The organism is Nocardioides sp. P4_G4 (genome assembly GCF_056401085.1).
On sequence record NZ_JBFUKA010000027.1, the window covers coordinates 1 to 16257 of the forward strand.

Below are 16257 nucleotides of genomic sequence, written 5' to 3' on the forward strand. Positions count from 1 at the left end.
GGCCGAGCAGGAGCAGGAGTGCGCCGAGCATCAGCGCGGCGCCGGCGACCGGGCGCGCGGCAACGTGGTTCGACATGCTGGATCCCCCCGGACCGTGGACGAGCGTCCATGGTGCGTTCGGACCCGGTGCGCGCTCAGTCGAACGACGAGATCACCGGGGGTGGTCTGGACATCGACCCGGTGGGGAGGCGGCGGCCGGACGCGGTCAGGCGGTCAGGCGGTCACTTCGACGGCTCGGGGACGTTCACGTCGACGTCGGCGCAGTCCACCTCCGGGTTGACCCCCATGTAGTTGAGCGGTCCGGCGACGACGGTGAGCGCGATGTTGCCCGCCTCGGCGCAGCTGGTCTCGGTGTCGGAGAAGTAGTCGCGCTGGTAGGCGGCGAACGCACCGATGACGAGCCACACGATGATGAGCAACGACAAGATCCTGGCCATCCCCGGAACGTAGGGGCCCCGTGGACACGTGTCCAGACCCCGCGGGGTGAGGGTGGTGCCCTACGCCCCGAGAACCGCGGGACCATCGACCCTGCTCCGTGGCCCTCGCCCGGGGGACGGTGGGTGTCATGACGACCGAGCGAACCGTCCTGGTGGGGTACGACGGCTCCAGCGACGCCCAGCGGGCCTTGCTGTGGGCGGCTGACGAGGCGGTCCGCAACGACGTGCCTCTGCGGGTGGCGGTGGTGGTGCACAAGATCGCCACCCCGTGGGAGGGCAACACCACGCACGACGTGGACCACGTGAGTGCCGCGGAGAAGATCCTGTCCGGGCTGGACGTCGCCGACTACGAGGCCCGGCAGTACAAGGGCCACGTCGCCGGCACCCTGCTGGAGCTGGCCGAGTCCGCCGACGAGATCGTCCTCGGCAGCCACGGCCACGGGCGCGTGGCCGGGGCCGCGATCGGCTCGGTCACCCAGCACGTGACCCGTCACGCTCCCTGCACCGTGGTGGTGGTGCGACCGGCCAAGAAGCCGGGCTCGGCGCGGATCGTCGTCGGCGTCGACGGCTCGGAGATGGCCCACGCCGCCCTGGAGTACGCCTGCCGCCGCGCCGAGCGGACCGGTGAGGTCGTCGTCGCCGTGCACGGGTGGAAGGAGCACACCCCCTCCTCCGACGTGCTGCGCAGCGAGCCGCGCTCGGTCACCGACGACGTCGAGGACCGTGAGGTGCTGGTCGGGGAGAGCGTCGCCGGCCTGCGCGAGGCCCACCCGGACGTCGTCCTCGCCACGGAGGCCATCCCGGTGGCGCCCGGCTCACTGCTCGTCGACGCCTCCGCGGACGCCACCTTGGTCGTTGTCGGCGCACGGGGGCACGGCTTCTTCGAGGGCCTGCAGCTCGGTTCCGTCACCCAGGACCTGATCCACCGGGCGCAGTGCCCCGTCGCCGTCGTCCGCTGATCCTCCGCTCACGGAGAAGACCAGCCCGGCGTCGTCCTTCACGATCACCAGGACCGAGCCGTCGTACCGCGCGTACTCGGAGCGGCCGTCGACCACAGAGCACGGTCTCCTCGATGACGCCGGTGGTCCGACCGGTGCCACGCTCGCGGACGCGGCCGGAGCACAGCACCCCTGAAGCGGGTGAGCGTGATCCGGCGCGGGAGTCGTCGCCACGGGCGCGTTCACCCGGTTCGGGTGAGTCCCACGACTCCGCTCGCCGACACCATGTGGACGTCATCGAGCCAACGAAGGGGACACACCATGGGAACTCTCACGGTCTGGAAGTTCGACACCGCCACCGGGGCGGAGGACGCGACGCACATCCTGCACGACCTCGCCACGCAGAACCTGATCACGATCCATGACGCCGCGACGGTGAGCTGGGAGACCGGCAAGAAGAAGCCCAAGACCCGCCAGCTCAGCAACCTCGCCGGTGCCGGGGCGCTCGGGGGTGCCTTCTGGGGGATGCTCTTCGGCCTGATCTTCTTCGTCCCGTTGCTGGGCGCCGCGATCGGCGCGGCCACGGGGGCCCTCGCCGGCTCGCTCCGCGACGTCGGCATCGACGACGGCTTCATCAACCGGGTGCGCGACGAGGTCACCCCCGGCACGTCGGCGTTGTTCGTGATGACCTCAGACGCCGTCATGGACAAGGTCAGCGACGCCTTCGCCGAGGCCAAGCCCCAGCTGATCTTCACGAACCTGAGCGACGCCCAGGAGAGCGCGATCCGCGAGKTCTTCGCCGAGCAGGACTGATCCGTGCCCCGGACGCCAGTCGGTCGGGTCCCCGGCCGACTGGCGTCCTGGCGACGCCGCGCTGGGCCACGGGTGGCGAGCGAGGCCGTCTCACCCGGCCAGGATCCGCGCCTTCTGAGCCTCGAACTCCGCCTCGGTCAGCACTCCCGCGTCCCTGAGCTCGCCCAGCTGTCGCAGGTGTCCCAGCATCGCGCCCGGGTCGTGCGGGGCTGCTGGCGCAGCCTCCGGCGCGGGGGCCGGCTCGGCTGCGGACGCCGCCGGCGGTGAGGCGGTCTGGCTCGCCCAGGCCCCCTGCTGCCGGGCCGCAACCCGACCGTGCACCCGCGTCGCGGTGCTGGTCACCACGGCAGTACGAGCGGCCGTCCTCAGCAGTCCCATGTCACCCTCCTGGGGGTCGGTCGGCATCGGTGGCGAGTGCGGCGTCGAGGTCGCGTCCGTCGACCTGGCCGCTGGCCACCAGTCGGCAGCCGTGCCGGTCGAGCGCGGAGGCCAGGGCGGCGGTCCAGACGTTCTCGAAGACCAGCACCAGGGCGTAGCCGCCCGGGGTGACCAGCTCGGCGACCGAGCCGATGTCCTCGGCGTCCAGCAGCCCCGACGCCGCTCCGGCGAGGGCGGCGAGCCCCGTCAGCTCCGCCGACGTCGAGCCTGCACCGTCCACCAGCAACGGGGGCGAGCCGTCGGCCGGGCGGTGGACCACCTCGGCGTCCAGCAGCCGGACCACGTCACGGTCGGCCAGGTCGAGCAACGGCCGCAGGTCGTCGACGGCGAACGCCCCCGAGCCGGGCAGCTCGATGACGAGGTACTCGACGACACCGAGGGCGGTGTCCTGGCTCATGGCGTGACCGTCGCCCTCTCGGCGCGCCTGCGGCTCAGGGCCACCAGGATCGCGATGCCCCCGGAGGCGAACAGCCAGGTGCAGGCCAGCACCACCAGCAGGCCGAGCGAGAGCTGCGGCTTGGCGAGCAGGACACCCCCCAGGATGACGCTGACCGCTCCGGACGCGAGGTCGCCCGTCCGGCGGGACCGGTCGGCATGCAGGAGCGCCTGGAGCAGGTCGAGGACACCGGACGCGACCAGCCACGCGCCCAGCAGGATGCCGAGCGCGAGCAGGCTCTGCAGCGGCTCGCGCAGGCACAGCAGGCCGACGATGAGGGCAAGGGCCCCGGAGAGCGCCAGCAGCGTCCGGGCCCCGGTGTCGAGGTGGCTGGACACGAGAGCCGAGAAGATCCGGTACGCGCCCACCAGCAGCAGTTCGATGGCCACGAGCACGGCACACACGGTCAGTGTCTGCTCCGGCCAGACCGCCAGCACCAGTCCCAGGCCCACCGAGACGAGCCCGAAGGTGAGCAGGGCCTGCCACAGCTCGGGGAGGCCCCGGATCGTCGGCGCGGTGACCGGCACCGGCGGCTCGGCCATCGTCGACTCCTGGCTCACGGCGACCTCCTCGGGCGGGCTCGACGGACATCCATCGTCGCGGGCGGACGTCGAGGCGGCCTCGCCCGTTTCGGGTGGCTCGCCCACTTCTCACCCGCTGGAGGCGAGCCGCGGAAGCGTGGTCGTCGATAGCCTCGTCGGACGCCGAGGGGACCAGTCGTCGGCGACCCGGACGCCGGCGGACAGGGTGCACTGGATGAGCGACAGCACAGGGGCCGTGACCACCCGGCGCTGGCGCCGGATCCCGATGGTCACCTGGCTGCCGGGCTATCACGCGTCGTGGCTGCGCGGGGACCTCGTCGCCGGGGCGGTGGTCGCGGCGCTCGCCGTGCCGCAGGCCCTCGGCTACGCCTCGATCGCGGGCGCACCGGTGCAGGTCGGCCTCTACGCGGTACCGGTGGCACTGGTGGCGTACGCCGTCCTCGGCTCGTCGCGCCAGCTCGTCGTGGGGCCGGTCTCGACCGTGTCGGTGCTCTCCGGATCCCTGCTGGCCACCTTCGGGGTCGCCGGCACGGCGCAGGCGGCGTCGTACACGGCGGCGCTGGCCCTGGGGTCGGGGCTGGTGCTCGTCGCGGCCGGATTCGCCCGGGTCGGCTGGCTGGCGGAGTTCTTGTCCAAGCCGATCGTGACCGGTTTCGTCCTCGGACTGACCGTCCTGGTGATCCTCAACGAGCTGCCGCACCTGCTCGGAGTGCCGACCCCGCAGGGCCAGGTGGTCGAACGCGTAGGGGCCCTGGGATCGAGCCTCACCCGAGGTGAGGCAGACCTCGCAACCGTCGCGGTGTCGGTCGTGTCACTGGTCGTCCTCTTCGCAGGCGCCTGGCTCGTGGCCGCGTTCCCCTGGGGGCTCCTCGTGCTGGTCGCGAGCCTGGCCTCGTCGGCGGCGCTGGACCTGCAGGCGCACGGCGTCGAGGTCGTCGGAACGGTCCCGCGCGGGCTCCCGACGCCGGGCATCCCCACCGTGGCCGCCGGGGACCTCATCCAGCTCCTCACCGCCGGCGCGGCGCTGGCGCTCGTGGGCCTGGCGGAGGGACTGAGCGCCGCCCGGCTCTTCGCCGGCCGTGGCGACTACCGGATCGACGCCGACCAGGAGCTGGTCGCCTCGGGCGCGGCCAACGTCGCCAGTGGCCTGTTCGGCGGGCTCGGCGTGGCCGGCAGCCTGTCGAAGACGGCGGCGCTCAGCGACGCTCGTGGGCGGACACAGGTGGCCGGCCTGGTCGCCGCCGTGGTGGCCCTGGTCGTGATCGTGGCCATCGCCCCCGCCCTCTCCGTGCTCCCCAGGGCGGTGCTCAGCGCGATCGTGGTCAATGCGGTGTGGAAGCTGATGGACCTGCCCGCGCTGCGCCGGTACGCCCGGGTGCGCCGCAACGACATCGTCGCCGCAGGTGTGGCCGCCGTCGGCGTGCTCGCGCTCGGCCCCCTCTACGGGCTGCTCCTCGCCGTCGCGGTGTCGGTGCTGGGCCTGGTCTTCCGCTCCAGCAGGGTCGACGTCGAGGTGATGGGCAGGGTGCCCCACGAGAAGGCGGCCTGGGGCGGCGTCCGCAACCACGAGGAGCGCTCGACCTACCCCGGTGTCCTCGTGCTCCGGATCGACGTCCCGATCTTCTGGGTCACCGCGGCGCCGGTCCTGGACAGGGTCCTGGCCCTGGTCGACGCCGCACCCGACACCCGCGCCCTCGTGCTCGACGTCGAGGCGACCAACCAGATGGACACCACGAGTGCCGATGTCCTGGCGGACCTGTTGGCGGCACTGCGGCAGCGGGACGTCGACCTCCACCTCGTCCGCGTGATGTGGCCGGTGCGCCGGGCGTTGCAGCGCTCGGGGCTGCTCGCCGACCTCGGCCAGGACCACCTGTGGCACAGCATCTCCCAGGGCGTCCGGCAGGCGCGCCGGGTGCACGACCTCACCGACCAGCCGGCCCGCGACGGGACGGTGTATCACGACGAACCCCTCGAGCCCGACCACGAGGAGCACATCGCGGCCCACCATCCGGGCCCCGCCCCGCCCGAGCCCGACGCGGAGTGACGCCGCCACGGGCGGCGGACACCGAACGGTTCAGAGCAGCTCCAGCCGGCGGGCGATCGCAAGCGCCTCGCTGCGTCGCGACGCGCCGAGCTTGCTGTAGAGGCTGGAGACGTGCGTCTTGACGGTGTTCTCGGAGACGAAGAGGCCGGCGGCGATGTCGGCGTACGTCGCCCCGCGCGCGAGCTCGCGGAGCACGTCGCGCTCGCGAGGGCTCAACGCCGTCGGGGCGACGGGCTCGTCGCCCGACGACCGTTCGCGGACCGTGGCGATCGTCGGGGCGAGGGTCGTCACGATGCCCGGCTGCCGGCCCGTGAGCACCACCAGCTCCTCCAGCCACCGGTGCGACCCACCGAGGTCCATCCGCCGCAGGAGCAGGTGCACGGGGGTCCCGTGTCGGCTCCACCCCAGGAAGGGCACGAAGTTGCCGCGGATCTCCGTGATCGCCACCGCGGTCCTCAGCGAGTGGTGCGCGAGCTGTCCGTCCCCGAGGGCATCGCTGAGCTGGGCCTGGCAGGTCAGGGCGAGCGCCCGGCAGGGGGGCTGGTCGATCATGGTCGCCTCCGTCGCCTCGGAGAAGTGCTCGATGGCCTGGCGCAGCTCTCCCACCATGTCCGCGTGGACCCCGCGGAGCAGTGCCGACTCCCCACGGAACCCGTGCTCGTCGAGCTCCTCGGCGAGGCTGCGCAGCCTCATGTGGTCGTCGCACAGCGCAGCGAGGAAGGCACGCTCGATCAGCAGGACGGCTCGCAGGTGGGCGGGCAGGAGCGGGGCGTCGATGAGCCCCTGCAGGGTGCGCTCGGCCTGGACGACCGAGCCCCGGGCCAGCCATGCGCGTGCGTCGCGGATCCGGTGCCAGAAGTGGGTCGTGGTGTCGGTGGGGTTGACGGAGGCGCCATCCGGGGCCGGCTCGTCCGGGGGGACCGGACTGAAGGTGGTGGACATGCGCACGAGGTCCGTCACCACCTGGGCGCGGTTGCGCGGAAACGGGGGCGTCCAGCCCGGCGGAGCGGAGTCCCGCTCCACGAGCACCTCGAGGGTCCGACCGGCCAGCGGTCCGGCCACGTGCTCCCGGCCCTCCATCCAGTAGAGCGTGGCCAGGTGGCTCATGGCTGCCAGGGCGTAGCCGGGCATCCGCAGGTCCTCACTGAGTCGCACCGCCCGGATCAGGTTGGGCTCGGCCTCCCGGAGCCGGCCCAGCTGCATCTGACTGGTGCCCACCTCCCGGAGGAGGTGTGGCCGGAGGTCGGTGGCGACCGACGCGAACCGGGGTGAGTCGATCAGGCGCTGGGCCTCGTCCACGACGGGCAGCGCCGGCTCGAGGGCGAGGCGGGAGCGCAGCAACCGGGCGCACAGGCGCTGCACCTCGAGGCGCCCCGTCCCGTCCGGATCCTCGACGGGGTGCGCGACCAGCCGGTCCAGCCACTGGACCGCCGTCGGCACGTCCTCGTGGCTCCACCGCTCCAGCGCCATCGTGAACCACGTCCCGGGGTGCGCATCGACGACGTCCGGCCAGCGTTGGGCGAAGGTGCGCACGTCCCGCGACCGCCCGTCCATGACGAGGAGCGGACCCTCGACGGCCAGCTGCTCGGCAGCCGCGGTGGTGTGCCCCAGGTCCACCAGCCGCCGGAACGCGCCCGCCGTGACCCCGCGTGCCACGTCGAGACGTACGGCGCGCAGCACGGTCGAGCGGGCACGCTCGACGTCGACACCCCCCGAGACGATGCGGCGACGCACGACCTCGACCAGCAGCGGGTGGACACGGAACCGCGCCTCCGGGGCGTCGGGCACCCCCAGCATGGCGTCGTCGAGGGAGGTCACGCCGTCGACCTCGGTGCGGGTCACCAGCAGCCCGGTCGACTCCAGGCCGTCGAGTGCGGTGCCTGCCTCGGGGTCGTGCGTGAGGTGCCGCGCCGTCTCAGCGCTCACCTCCCCCTCGCTCGCGATGCACAGGAGGAGGTGCCGCTCCTGCGGCGTCAGCGCGGCGAAGACCTCGCTGGCCACCTGGTCGGCGACCCGTGAGTTGCCCCGCGAGACCCGTCTCACCGCTGCGACCGGGTCCGGTGAGGCGGCGACCATCCGCGCGGTCAGCACCACCGCGGCGCACCAGCCCTCGGTGCGGGCGGTGATGGACGACACCACCTCGGGTTCCGTCGTCCCGGAGTGGGCTTCGACGAGGAGCCTGCACTCGTCGTCCGTCAGGCGCAGCACGTCCCCGCGCAGGGTGGTGAGATGCCCCATCATCTGGGGCGCCAGCCGGACGAAGGGCAGGTCCCACCGGCTCAGGAGAAGCACCCGCATCTCGTCCGGTGCCTCGTTGAGGCGGGCGTCCAGGAGGCGGACGGCCGAGGCCGGCAGCTGGTGGGCGTCGTCCACCACCACGAGGGGTCGACGTCCGTCCCGGGCGGTCCCGTCGACGTCGCCGCCGACACCACCGTCGAGGACCTCTCGGAGCCTGGTCTCCACGCCGTCGTCCGTGGCGGCCAGCCAGGCCACGTCGGCGCCGGACGACGTCCGGTGGGTCCGCAACCATCCCGCGACAGCCAGGGACTTCCCGGCGCCGGCAGGAGCCACCAGCAGGGTCATCGGCGCGCCGGTGGCGGCGTCGAGGCGCTGCCACAGGACCGGTCGCGACACGTAGGTGCGCGGCAGGTGCGGGACCCCGGGCGGCACGCCGAGGCCGGCGGCTGACGGCGACAGCCGACGTCCGGGCGGATCTCTCGTCATGGGTGCATCCGTCCTGCCGGCGTCCCTGGAGATGGGTACCGAAATCCAGTCCCCCCTGGAGGGTAGGCCCCTTCGGGGTGGCGCGCATCCCTCAGGGATCGGGGATGGTCAGGACCTCCACCACGTCGATGCCCAGGCTGGAGAGCAGGTTGAGCACTCCTTGGAGCTCCTCCTGGTCGACCATGTCGCCCGACAGCGTCGTCTGCGGTTGCTGTCGCCGGGCGGTCAGGTGCGGGAACGCGCTGAGGACCCCCTCGGAGAGCTCGGCGTCCACCCGGATCATCATCCTCGGCATGAGGCTCCCTCCGTGTGCGGTGAGTGCGGCCCCGTGACGGCTCCCTCGATCCTAGGGACGCCCGGCCGAGCACGGCTCACTCGAAACGGGCGAGGTGTCGCAGGGTCGATGCGGCGAGACTGCAGTGGAGCCCGGCCGTCCGGCGTACGACTGGACCACTCCCGGCGTGTATCTCCCGCCGCGTCCGCGGGTCCTTCCAGTAGGCCACTCGGCCACGACGCCCCAGGAGGGACCATGACCACCAGAACCGCCAGCAGATCGATGGGCAGAGCCGTCAGTGGACGCGCTTCCTGCTACTTCGTGCCGCCGTACGTCGAGGCGGCGCTCGCCGACAACGAGGCGGTGCTGTCGGTCGACGACGCCGACCTGAACCTCTCTGAGGCAGCCCGTCGGCGTCGCGCCGAGGCCACCGACCGGGGCGCGGGGGAGGCCGCACCGTCCCTCGCGCCGCCCCCGACCGGCACGGCGCGTCGGGAGGTCTACGACAGTGCGGGATCCACCAACCAGAGGGTCACCCTGGTGCGGCCCGAGGGCGGTCCGGAGACCAAGGACTCCGACGTCATCAACGCCTACGACAGCGCAGGGGTGGTGCGCTCCTTCTTCCGTCAGATGCTCAACCGGGACTCCATCGACAACCGGGCCCTGGACCTCGTCCTCAACGTCCACTACGGCACCAAGTACAACAACGCGTTCTGGGACGGCGACGAGATGACCTTCGGTGACGGCGACGGCGTCATCTTCTCCGGCTTCGCCCGCTCGCTCGACGTGGTCGGACACGAGCTGGCGCACGGCGTCACGCAGTACGCCTCCGGCCTGGTCTACCAGGGCGAGTCCGGGGCACTCAACGAGCACTTCAGCGACGTCTTCGGCACCGCGATCACGCAGTGGTCGGCCGGCGAGCGCCCCGAGGACGCCGACTGGCTGATCGGCGACGAGATCATGGCCCCGGACCTGTACGGCGAGGCGTTGCGCTCGATGCGCAACCCGGGGACGGCGTACGACAACCCGATCCTGGGCAAGGACCCGCAGCCGGCACGGTACGCCGACCGTTACACCGGCACCGCCGACAACGGCGGGGTCCACATCAACTCGGGCATCCCGAACCGGGTCTTCTACCGGGTGGCCACCGAGCTCGGGGACACCGTCGTGACGGCGCGCATGTGGTACCACGCGCTCCACTTCCTGTCCTCCACCGCGACGTTCGCGCAGGCCGCGGCGCAGGTCGCCGAGTCCGCCCGCGTGCTGGTCAAGGCCGGCATCGTGGAGAAGGGCGCGGCGCAGGTCGTGCGGGGGGCCTGGCGCGAGGCGGGCGTCGGGTGACGTGGCGATCTCGCTGACCTGGCTCGGCCACTCCACCGTCGTCCTCGACCTCGACGGGGTGCGGCTCGTGGCCGACCCGCTCCTGCGGACGCACGGGGGGATCCTGCGTCGGCGGGGGGAGCGGCCGGACAGCACCGCCTGGCGCGGGGCGGACGCGGTCCTGCTCTCCCACCTGCACCACGACCATGCCGAGGTGTCCTCGCTGCGGATGCTCGCCACGGCACCGGTGCTGACGTCGCCGGAGAACGCCGCCTGGGTCACCGGCAAGGGACTGTCCGGGCGCGGGCTGGCCGAGGGGGAGTGGGTGGCCGTGGGGCGATCCGGAGACGTCACGGTCCGCCTCGTGGAGGCGGTGCACCACTCCCGCCCGATGCCGCACCGGCCCAACGGCGCCCACGGCCACCTCGTGCGGGGCCCGTCCGGGGTCGTCTGGCTCGCCGGGGACACCAGCATCCATCCCGCGATGGCGGACCTGGCGGAGATGGCCGGAGCTCCCGTCGACGTGGCCGTCGTGCCGGTCGGCGGGTGGGGCCCGCGGCTCTCGCCGGGACACATGGGACCGGAGGAGGCGGCGGTCGCCTGCCGGATGAGCGGCGCGGCGTGCGCCGTCCCGGTCCACTGGGGGACCTTCCACGTGCCCGGCGGCTCGAGGCACCCGCGAGGCTGGATGGACACCGCCGGGCCGCGGTTCGAGGACGCGCTGGCCCGCGAGGCGCCCGCGTGCCGGGCGGTCGTGCTGGAGGTCGCCGGATCGGCGCGGGTGGCAGGCTGACCGTCGGCCGGTCTGGTGACGGCACGAGCCTGACGCCCTGCGTCAGGCGGTCGCCACGGCTGCCGGGTGACGCCAGGCCCACGGCTGGGCCTCCTCGAGCTGCGCCGCGAGCCGCAGGAGGTCGCCGTCGGAGCCGAGCGCGCCGACGAGCTGCACGCCCAGGGGCAGGCCCGCCTCCGTCCAGTGCAGCGGGACGCTGATGGCGGGCCGGCCGGTGAGGTTCGCCAGCTGCGTGTAGGGCACCCAGTCGAGGTTGTCGTGGATGATCTCGTCGAGCACCCCGGTGGCCGTCAGCACCCGGCCAGCGCGCAACCGGCTGACGACGCGCGCCAGCGTCTGCAGGCGGTCGGGCGTGCGGGTGGCGTGCACCAGCAGCGGGGGGCGGGCGAGGGTCGGGGTGAGGAAGACGTCGTAGCTCTCGTGGAACTCGGCCAGCGCGTGCACGTAGCCGTTGACGTTCTGCATGGCCCGCAGCATCGGGAGCAGCCCGGTGGCGCGACCGATCTCGGCGCTGGCCAGCGTGTCTGCCTCGAAGTGGCTGTCGGGCGCGCCCAGTCGCTCCCTGGCGTCGCTGACCTGGCCGTAGAGCTGGGCGAACCAGATGGTGAGGAAGTCCCGGGCGAGGGCCTCGTCGTTGTGGGGCGGCGAGACCTCCTCGACCTCGTGGCCGAGGTCGGTCAGGAGCTGGGCTGCCTGCTCGACGGCCGCGAACGCCTCGGGGTCGGGGTGGGCGTTGATGGCCGAGGAGACGGAGTAGCCGACGCGGAGCCGGCCCGGCCGCGCGCGGATCTGCTCCGCGAAGGGCTCGTCGTGCGTGGCGGAGCGGTAGCCCGCGCGCGGGTCGGGGCCGATGATCGCGTCCAGCAGGGCGGCGCTGTCGCGCACCGTCCGCGTCACGACTCCCTGGGTCACCATCCCGAACATCGTCTCGCCCGTCTGGGGGCCGTAGGGCCCCAGTCCGCGGCTGGTCTTGAGCCCGACCAGGCCGTTGCAGGCGGCCGGGATGCGCACGGACCCGCCCCCGTCGTTGGCGCCGGCGGCCGGGACGATGCCCGCGGCGACCGCGGCGCCGGACCCGCCCGATGACCCGCCGGGGGTGTGCGCGGTGTTCCACGGGTTGCGCGCCGGACCCCAGTGCTCGGACTCGGTGACGCCCTTGGCCCCGAACTCCGGGGTGTTGGTCTTGCCGAAGACGACGAGTCCCGCGTCCAGGAAGCGCTGGGTGACCAGGGCGTGCCGGTCCGCGACGTCGTGGGCCAGGGCCCGGGAGCCGCTGGAGGTCGGGAACCCGGCGTACTCCTGGCCGAGGTCCTTGACCAGGAAGGGGACGCCGGCGAACGGTCCGGCCAGCGACGGGTCGGCCGCCCGCTCGTCGGCGGCGGCGCCGAGGTCGGCAACCACGGCGTTCAGCAGGGGGTCCACCTCGGCCCGCCTGCCCCGGGCCAGCGCCAGCAGCTCGGCGGCGGTGACGTCCCCGCCGGCGACGAGCTCGGCAAGGGCGGTGGCGTCGTGGGTGAGGTACTCCTCGGGGGTCATGACGGGAGGCTAGCGGGGAGGACCGAAGTCCCGGGCACTGTTCGGAGGTGGTACGGGCCATCCGCACCGCGCTGGCGAGGCTGTCCGCGCCCGGTGGAAGGCTGTGCCCATGACCCGGCTCCAGCTCTCGCGCCTCCCGGCGGAGCGGGTGCTGGTGGTCGAGGCGGACACGGAGCAGACGGTGCCGCTGACCGAGCTGCCGGCGTACGTCGCGACCCGCGAGCCGGACTCGCCACGCTGGGTGTGGGACGACACCGCGCGGTGGTACCCGCCGCTCCTGGCCGCGGGGGTGCGGGTCGAGCGCTGCCACGACCTGCGGCTGGCCCGCCGGTTGCTCCGGCGGGCACCCGCCGTCGACGGCAGGTTGCTCCAGGGGGACCAGTCGGAGCACTGGGACCGGCTCGGCCCCAGCACGCAGTCCGACCCGACCCTGTTCTCGGCCGACGACACCGCCGAGCACCTGCGTGCCGACCTGGAGGACGCCCGCCAGCAGGCCGCTGTGGACGCCTCTCCCGAGTCGGCCCGGCTGGGCCTGCTGCTCGCCGCCGAGTCGGCCGGTGCGCTCGTCGCGGCCGAGATGACGTACGCCGGGGTGCCCTGGCGGCTCGACCTCCACGAGCGCCTGCTGGCCGACCTGCTCGGGCCCCGCCCGCCGCGCGGGAGCCGTCCGCAGCTCCTCGAGGCCGTGGTCGACGAGGTCCGTCGGGCCCTGGGGTCACCCAGCCTCAACCCGGACTCGCGCCCCGAGCTGCTGGCGGCGCTGCGCCGCGCGGGACTCGAGGTGACCGACACGCGCGCGTCGTCGCTGCGTGCGCTCGAGCACCCGGTCATCGTCCCGCTGCTGCGCTACAAGCAGCTGGCGCACCTCTTCCAGACCAACGGATGGGCGTGGATCGACCAGTGGGTCAGCGGTGGCCGGTTCCGTCCGTCGTACCAGCCGGCGGGCTCGGTCACGGGTCGGTGGTCCTCCAACGGCGGCGGTGCGCTGTCGTTCCCGGTGCAGGTGCGACCGGCCGCCGTCGCCGACGACGGATGGGTGCTGGTCGTCGCCGACGTCGCGCAGCTCGAGCCCCGCGTCCTCGCCGGGATGAGTGGTGACCGCGCGCTGGCCCACGCGGCACGCGGGGCCGACCTCTACCAGGGGATGGTCGAGGACGGCGCGGTGCAGAGTCGCCAGGACGCCAAGCTCGGCCTGCTCGGCGCGATGTACGGCGCGACCAGCGGCGAGAGCGGCCGCATGGTCGCCGGACTGACGCGGCGCTACCCCCRGGCCTTCGGCCTCGTCGAGGAGGCGGCCCGCGCCGGCGAGCGCGGACAGGTGGTGCGCACCCTCCTGGGACGCGGTTGCCCGGCCCTGGGCGAGGTGTGGGAGACCGACGCCGAGGCGGACGCGGCGTCCGTCGACCCCGACAGCCAGGCTCGCCGGCGACGCGCCCACGGCCGATTCACCCGCAACTTCGTCGTGCAGGGCACGGGCGCCGAGTGGGCTCTGTGCTGGATCGCCGACCTGCGCAACCGGCTGTGGCGCCTRGGAGGCGCCCGGGATCTCGTCGCGGGTCCGCACCTCGTCTTCTTCCTGCACGACGAGGTGGTCGTGCACACGCCGGTCGACCTCGCCGACGAGGTCGCCGCCCACGCGGCCGACGCCGCCGCGAGTGCCGGGAGGCTGGTGTTCCGCGACGCCGACCTCGACTTTCCGCTGAACGTCTCGATCGTGCGGTCGTACGCCGACGCCGGCAAGCCCGGCGCCACCACCGCCGGGGAGTGAAGCCGTCGTCTCGGTGCTGCCCATCTGGCTGTCGTCGAAGCTGGCCGAGTCCATCGCCGCGGTGCGCTGAGGACGGATCCGCTCAGAGCTCCCAGGCCTCGCCGTCGGGACTGGCGACCGCGACGACGTACCCGTCCGGGTCGCGCACCCAGATCTCGCGGTGGCCGGGTCCGTTCCCGTCGCCCGCGGGCGGGTTGCGGTGTGGCGCGTTGACCACCTCGGCGCCGAGGAGCGCGGCCCGCTCTACGACGCCGTCGAAGTCGCCCACCTCCCCGAACCACACCAGTACGCCGTTGCCCCGGGCGGCGGACGGGTCCCCGACGGGACCGTGGTGGTGGTCGGTCCCCTCGTGGTGGAGCTGCAGGACCAGCTCCCCGTCGGCGAGGAGGCGCTCGTAGTCGGGGCCACCGTGGTCGCTGGTGAGACCGAGCAGCTGCTGGTACCACCGGCTGCTGGCCTCGACGTCCCGCACCATCAGCATCGTCTGTGGGCGGGCCGTCCCGACCGGCGCGACCAGGCCGATCCGGTTGCCCGACGGGTCGTCGACCTCGACCAACCACCGCTCGCCCTGGTCGAGGGCCGGTCGGTCCCGCACCACGCCGCCTGCGTCGACGACCCGCTGCAGCGTGGGGTAGAGGTCCTCGACGGTGAACCAGAGCACGGGGCCGTCCGTGGCGGGCACGAGCTCCGTCGTCCACTGGCCGATCAGCCCGGAGCCCTCGAAGCTGCCGTACGCCGCCTCGCCGTGCCAGCCCAGCACGGAGGCGTAGAACGCGATCGAGGCGTCGAGGTCGGTCGTGGGCAGCTGGAGATAGGTGAGCGCACCACGGGGCGGGTGGTGGCGGGACGGTCGGGAGTCGGTGCTCATCGGTGGGCCTCCTGGGCGGGATGGTCGAGGTCGGGAACGACGTCGACGGGGTCACTCCTCCAACGCGCGCAGCTCCTTGCCCCGCGCCTGCCGCAGCTGCGTCACCCGGACGGACAGGTCGGTGACGTCGGCGTCGCTGCGACTGGTCAGCTGGTGCGGGTCGAGCGACAGGTCGTAGAGCTCCCACTCGCCGCGCTCGTGGTGCTCGATGTAGGCCTGTGGTCCCTCCCGGAGCATCGCCCAGCCCAGGTTGGTGTTCTCGACCAGCAGCCGGCGTCGCCACGAGGACCAGTCCCCGGTGCGCAGCGGGTCGAGCATCGAGCGGCCGGAGAGCTCGCGGCCGGCGTCGGGGTCGAGCCCGGCGATGGCGAGCGTGGTGGGCATCAGGTCGACCTGGGAGACGAGAGCGTTGCGAGCACCCGGCGCGACCCCTGGACCCCGCACGACGAACGGGATGCCGGAGGACTCCTCGTAGGGCTGCTCCTTGCGGAAGAGCCGGTGCTCGCCGAGCAGGTAGCCGTTGTCGGAGACGAAGAAGATCCAGGTCCGCCCGAGCTGGCCCGTGCGCCACAGCACGTCCAGCAGCAGGGCCACCTGGTCGTCGAGGTCCTGCAGCTCCTCGAGCTTGCCCTCCAGGACCCGTCGCATCAGCGCCTGGTCCTGGGCGGGGAGGTCCCGCAACCAGGAGGGCTTGTCGGACAGGTCGGCCTCGTTGAGGGCAGGCGGGTCCCAGGTGACGTCGTCGAAGTCGTGGCGGTGCTCGGCGCTCGGGGTGTAGGGGTCGTGCGGGGTGGACGGCGCCCACACGGCGAACCACGGACCGGAGTCCCGGTGCCGCTCCACGAAGCCCCGCAGCCGCTCTGCGGCGAAGGTGTCGGCGGCGCGCTGGCCGTCGAGCTGGCGCACGTCCCCGTCGACGTTCACCTGCCCGCGCTTGCCGACCGTGGCCACCCACCTCTGCCAGCCGGGGGCGACGTACGTCGGGTCCTCACCGAGGCCGTTCATGTACTTTCCGAAGTAGCCGGTGTCCACGCCGGCGCCCCGGATCCGGGTGGCGACGGTGTCCTGGTCAAGGCCCTGGTCGACGAACGGCCGGTGGGTCCGGTTGTCGTGGCAGCCGTGGTCGTGCGGGTAGCGGCTGGTGAGCATCGACGCCCTGGCCGGGCCACACCACGGCATCGCGGTGTAGCCGCGACGGAACCTGACGCCCTTCTCGACGATGCGGTTCGAGGTGGCGCGCATCGTGGGCAAGGTCGAGCGCATCTGGTCGTCGGTGATGATCCACAGGACGTTGTCGGCCATGCGCACCGACACTACGCTCGCGAG

15 protein-coding genes are annotated in these 16257 nt (G+C 73.2%); 6 read left to right on the plus strand and 9 right to left on the minus strand.

Annotated elements, in window-relative coordinates; all coding sequences use genetic code 11:
- Positions 1–221: 221 nt before the first annotated feature.
- Entirely contained in the window at positions 222–437 is a 216-nt protein-coding gene (locus tag AC1DQF_RS08220; protein ID WP_477524728.1) for a hypothetical protein, read from the minus strand.
- Positions 438–565: 128 nt separating this feature from the next.
- On the opposite strand from AC1DQF_RS08220, the gene AC1DQF_RS08225 reads away from it, so the two are divergent.
- Positions 566–1396 carry a universal stress protein gene (locus AC1DQF_RS08225; RefSeq protein ID WP_477524729.1) on the plus strand — a complete coding sequence of 277 codons (831 nt, stop codon included), beginning with the start codon at positions 566–568 and terminating at the stop codon, positions 1394–1396.
- A gap of 300 nt (positions 1397–1696) precedes the next feature.
- Positions 1697–2188 carry a DUF1269 domain-containing protein gene (locus AC1DQF_RS08230; protein WP_477524730.1) on the plus strand — a complete coding sequence of 164 codons (492 nt, stop codon included), beginning with the start codon at positions 1697–1699 and terminating at the stop codon, positions 2186–2188.
- A 90-nt stretch (positions 2189–2278) separates the two neighbouring features.
- On the opposite strand, the gene AC1DQF_RS08235 is transcribed toward AC1DQF_RS08230, so the two are convergent.
- From AC1DQF_RS08235 to AC1DQF_RS08245, 3 genes are read right to left on the minus strand one after another with little or no spacing between them, the layout of a single operon-like run.
- Positions 2279–2566 (minus strand): SHOCT domain-containing protein, encoded by a 288-nt coding sequence (locus tag AC1DQF_RS08235; protein WP_477524731.1) that lies wholly within the window; start codon positions 2564–2566, stop codon positions 2279–2281.
- A 1-nt stretch (position 2567) separates the two neighbouring features.
- Complete coding sequence (locus AC1DQF_RS08240; RefSeq protein ID WP_477524732.1) at positions 2568–3023, minus strand: hypothetical protein; 456 nt, start codon at positions 3021–3023, stop codon at positions 2568–2570.
- A complete protein-coding gene (locus AC1DQF_RS08245; protein WP_477524733.1) occupies positions 3020–3622 on the minus strand; it encodes an HdeD family acid-resistance protein in 603 nt (200 codons plus the stop codon). Before AC1DQF_RS08245 ends, AC1DQF_RS08240 begins: the two co-directional genes overlap by 4 nt.
- A 196-nt stretch (positions 3623–3818) precedes the next feature.
- Between AC1DQF_RS08245 and AC1DQF_RS08250 the strand changes: the two genes are divergently transcribed.
- Positions 3819–5648 (plus strand): SulP family inorganic anion transporter, encoded by a 1830-nt coding sequence (locus AC1DQF_RS08250; protein WP_477524734.1) that lies wholly within the window; start codon positions 3819–3821, stop codon positions 5646–5648.
- Positions 5649–5678: 30 nt separating this feature from the next.
- Here the strand turns inward: AC1DQF_RS08250 and AC1DQF_RS08255 are convergent, their stop codons facing one another.
- Together AC1DQF_RS08255 and AC1DQF_RS08260 are read right to left on the minus strand one after the other, a co-directional pair.
- On the minus strand, positions 5679–8372 hold the full coding sequence (locus AC1DQF_RS08255; protein WP_477524735.1) for a helix-turn-helix transcriptional regulator: 2694 nt from the start codon (positions 8370–8372) through the stop codon (positions 5679–5681).
- 91 nt (positions 8373–8463) lie between these two features.
- Positions 8464–8667 (minus strand): hypothetical protein, encoded by a 204-nt coding sequence (locus AC1DQF_RS08260; protein ID WP_477524736.1) that lies wholly within the window; start codon positions 8665–8667, stop codon positions 8464–8466.
- A gap of 234 nt (positions 8668–8901) precedes the next feature.
- On the opposite strand from AC1DQF_RS08260, the gene AC1DQF_RS08265 reads away from it, so the two are divergent.
- Complete coding sequence (locus AC1DQF_RS08265; protein ID WP_477524737.1) at positions 8902–9987, plus strand: M4 family metallopeptidase; 1086 nt, start codon at positions 8902–8904, stop codon at positions 9985–9987.
- A 1-nt stretch (position 9988) separates the two neighbouring features.
- The gene (locus AC1DQF_RS08270; RefSeq protein WP_477524738.1) at positions 9989–10759 is read left to right on the plus strand and encodes an MBL fold metallo-hydrolase; all 771 of its coding nucleotides are present in this window, start codon (positions 9989–9991) and stop codon (positions 10757–10759) included.
- 42 nt (positions 10760–10801) lie between these two features.
- Here the strand turns inward: AC1DQF_RS08270 and AC1DQF_RS08275 are convergent, their stop codons facing one another.
- Positions 10802–12295: an amidase gene (locus tag AC1DQF_RS08275; protein WP_477524739.1), complete on the minus strand. Its 1494-nt coding sequence runs from the start codon at positions 12293–12295 to the stop codon at positions 10802–10804.
- A 109-nt stretch (positions 12296–12404) separates the two neighbouring features.
- Between AC1DQF_RS08275 and AC1DQF_RS08280 the strand changes: the two genes are divergently transcribed.
- Positions 12405–14063: a bifunctional 3'-5' exonuclease/DNA polymerase gene (locus AC1DQF_RS08280; RefSeq protein WP_477524740.1), complete on the plus strand. Its 1659-nt coding sequence runs from the start codon at positions 12405–12407 to the stop codon at positions 14061–14063.
- Positions 14064–14145: 82 nt separating this feature from the next.
- On the opposite strand, the gene AC1DQF_RS08285 is transcribed toward AC1DQF_RS08280, so the two are convergent.
- Entirely contained in the window at positions 14146–14931 is a 786-nt protein-coding gene (locus AC1DQF_RS08285) for a VOC family protein (RefSeq protein WP_477524741.1), read from the minus strand.
- Between the two features lie 51 nt (positions 14932–14982).
- A complete protein-coding gene (locus AC1DQF_RS08290; RefSeq protein WP_477524742.1) occupies positions 14983–16233 on the minus strand; it encodes a sulfatase-like hydrolase/transferase in 1251 nt (416 codons plus the stop codon).
- Between the last annotated feature and the right edge of the window lie 24 nt (positions 16234–16257).

Bases quoted from the DNA above. Each gene is read 5' to 3' on its own strand.
- AC1DQF_RS08240 (WP_477524732.1), bottom strand. From the start codon at position 3,023: ATGAGCCAGGACACCGCCCTCGGTGTCGTCGAGTACCTCGTCATCGAG.
- AC1DQF_RS08290 (WP_477524742.1), bottom strand. From the start codon at position 16,233: ATGGCCGACAACGTCCTGTGGATCATCACCGACGACCAGATGCGCTCG.
- AC1DQF_RS08265 (WP_477524737.1), top strand. From the start codon at position 8,902: ATGACCACCAGAACCGCCAGCAGATCGATGGGCAGAGCCGTCAGTGGA.
- AC1DQF_RS08250 (WP_477524734.1), top strand. From the start codon at position 3,819: ATGAGCGACAGCACAGGGGCCGTGACCACCCGGCGCTGGCGCCGGATC.
- AC1DQF_RS08220 (WP_477524728.1), bottom strand. From the start codon at position 437: ATGGCCAGGATCTTGTCGTTGCTCATCATCGTGTGGCTCGTCATCGGT.
- AC1DQF_RS08235 (WP_477524731.1), bottom strand. From the start codon at position 2,566: ATGGGACTGCTGAGGACGGCCGCTCGTACTGCCGTGGTGACCAGCACC.
- AC1DQF_RS08275 (WP_477524739.1), bottom strand. From the start codon at position 12,295: ATGACCCCCGAGGAGTACCTCACCCACGACGCCACCGCCCTTGCCGAG.
- AC1DQF_RS08260 (WP_477524736.1), bottom strand. From the start codon at position 8,667: ATGCCGAGGATGATGATCCGGGTGGACGCCGAGCTCTCCGAGGGGGTC.
- AC1DQF_RS08285 (WP_477524741.1), bottom strand. From the start codon at position 14,931: ATGAGCACCGACTCCCGACCGTCCCGCCACCACCCGCCCCGTGGTGCG.
- AC1DQF_RS08225 (WP_477524729.1), top strand. From the start codon at position 566: ATGACGACCGAGCGAACCGTCCTGGTGGGGTACGACGGCTCCAGCGAC.
- AC1DQF_RS08255 (WP_477524735.1), bottom strand. From the start codon at position 8,372: ATGACGAGAGATCCGCCCGGACGTCGGCTGTCGCCGTCAGCCGCCGGC.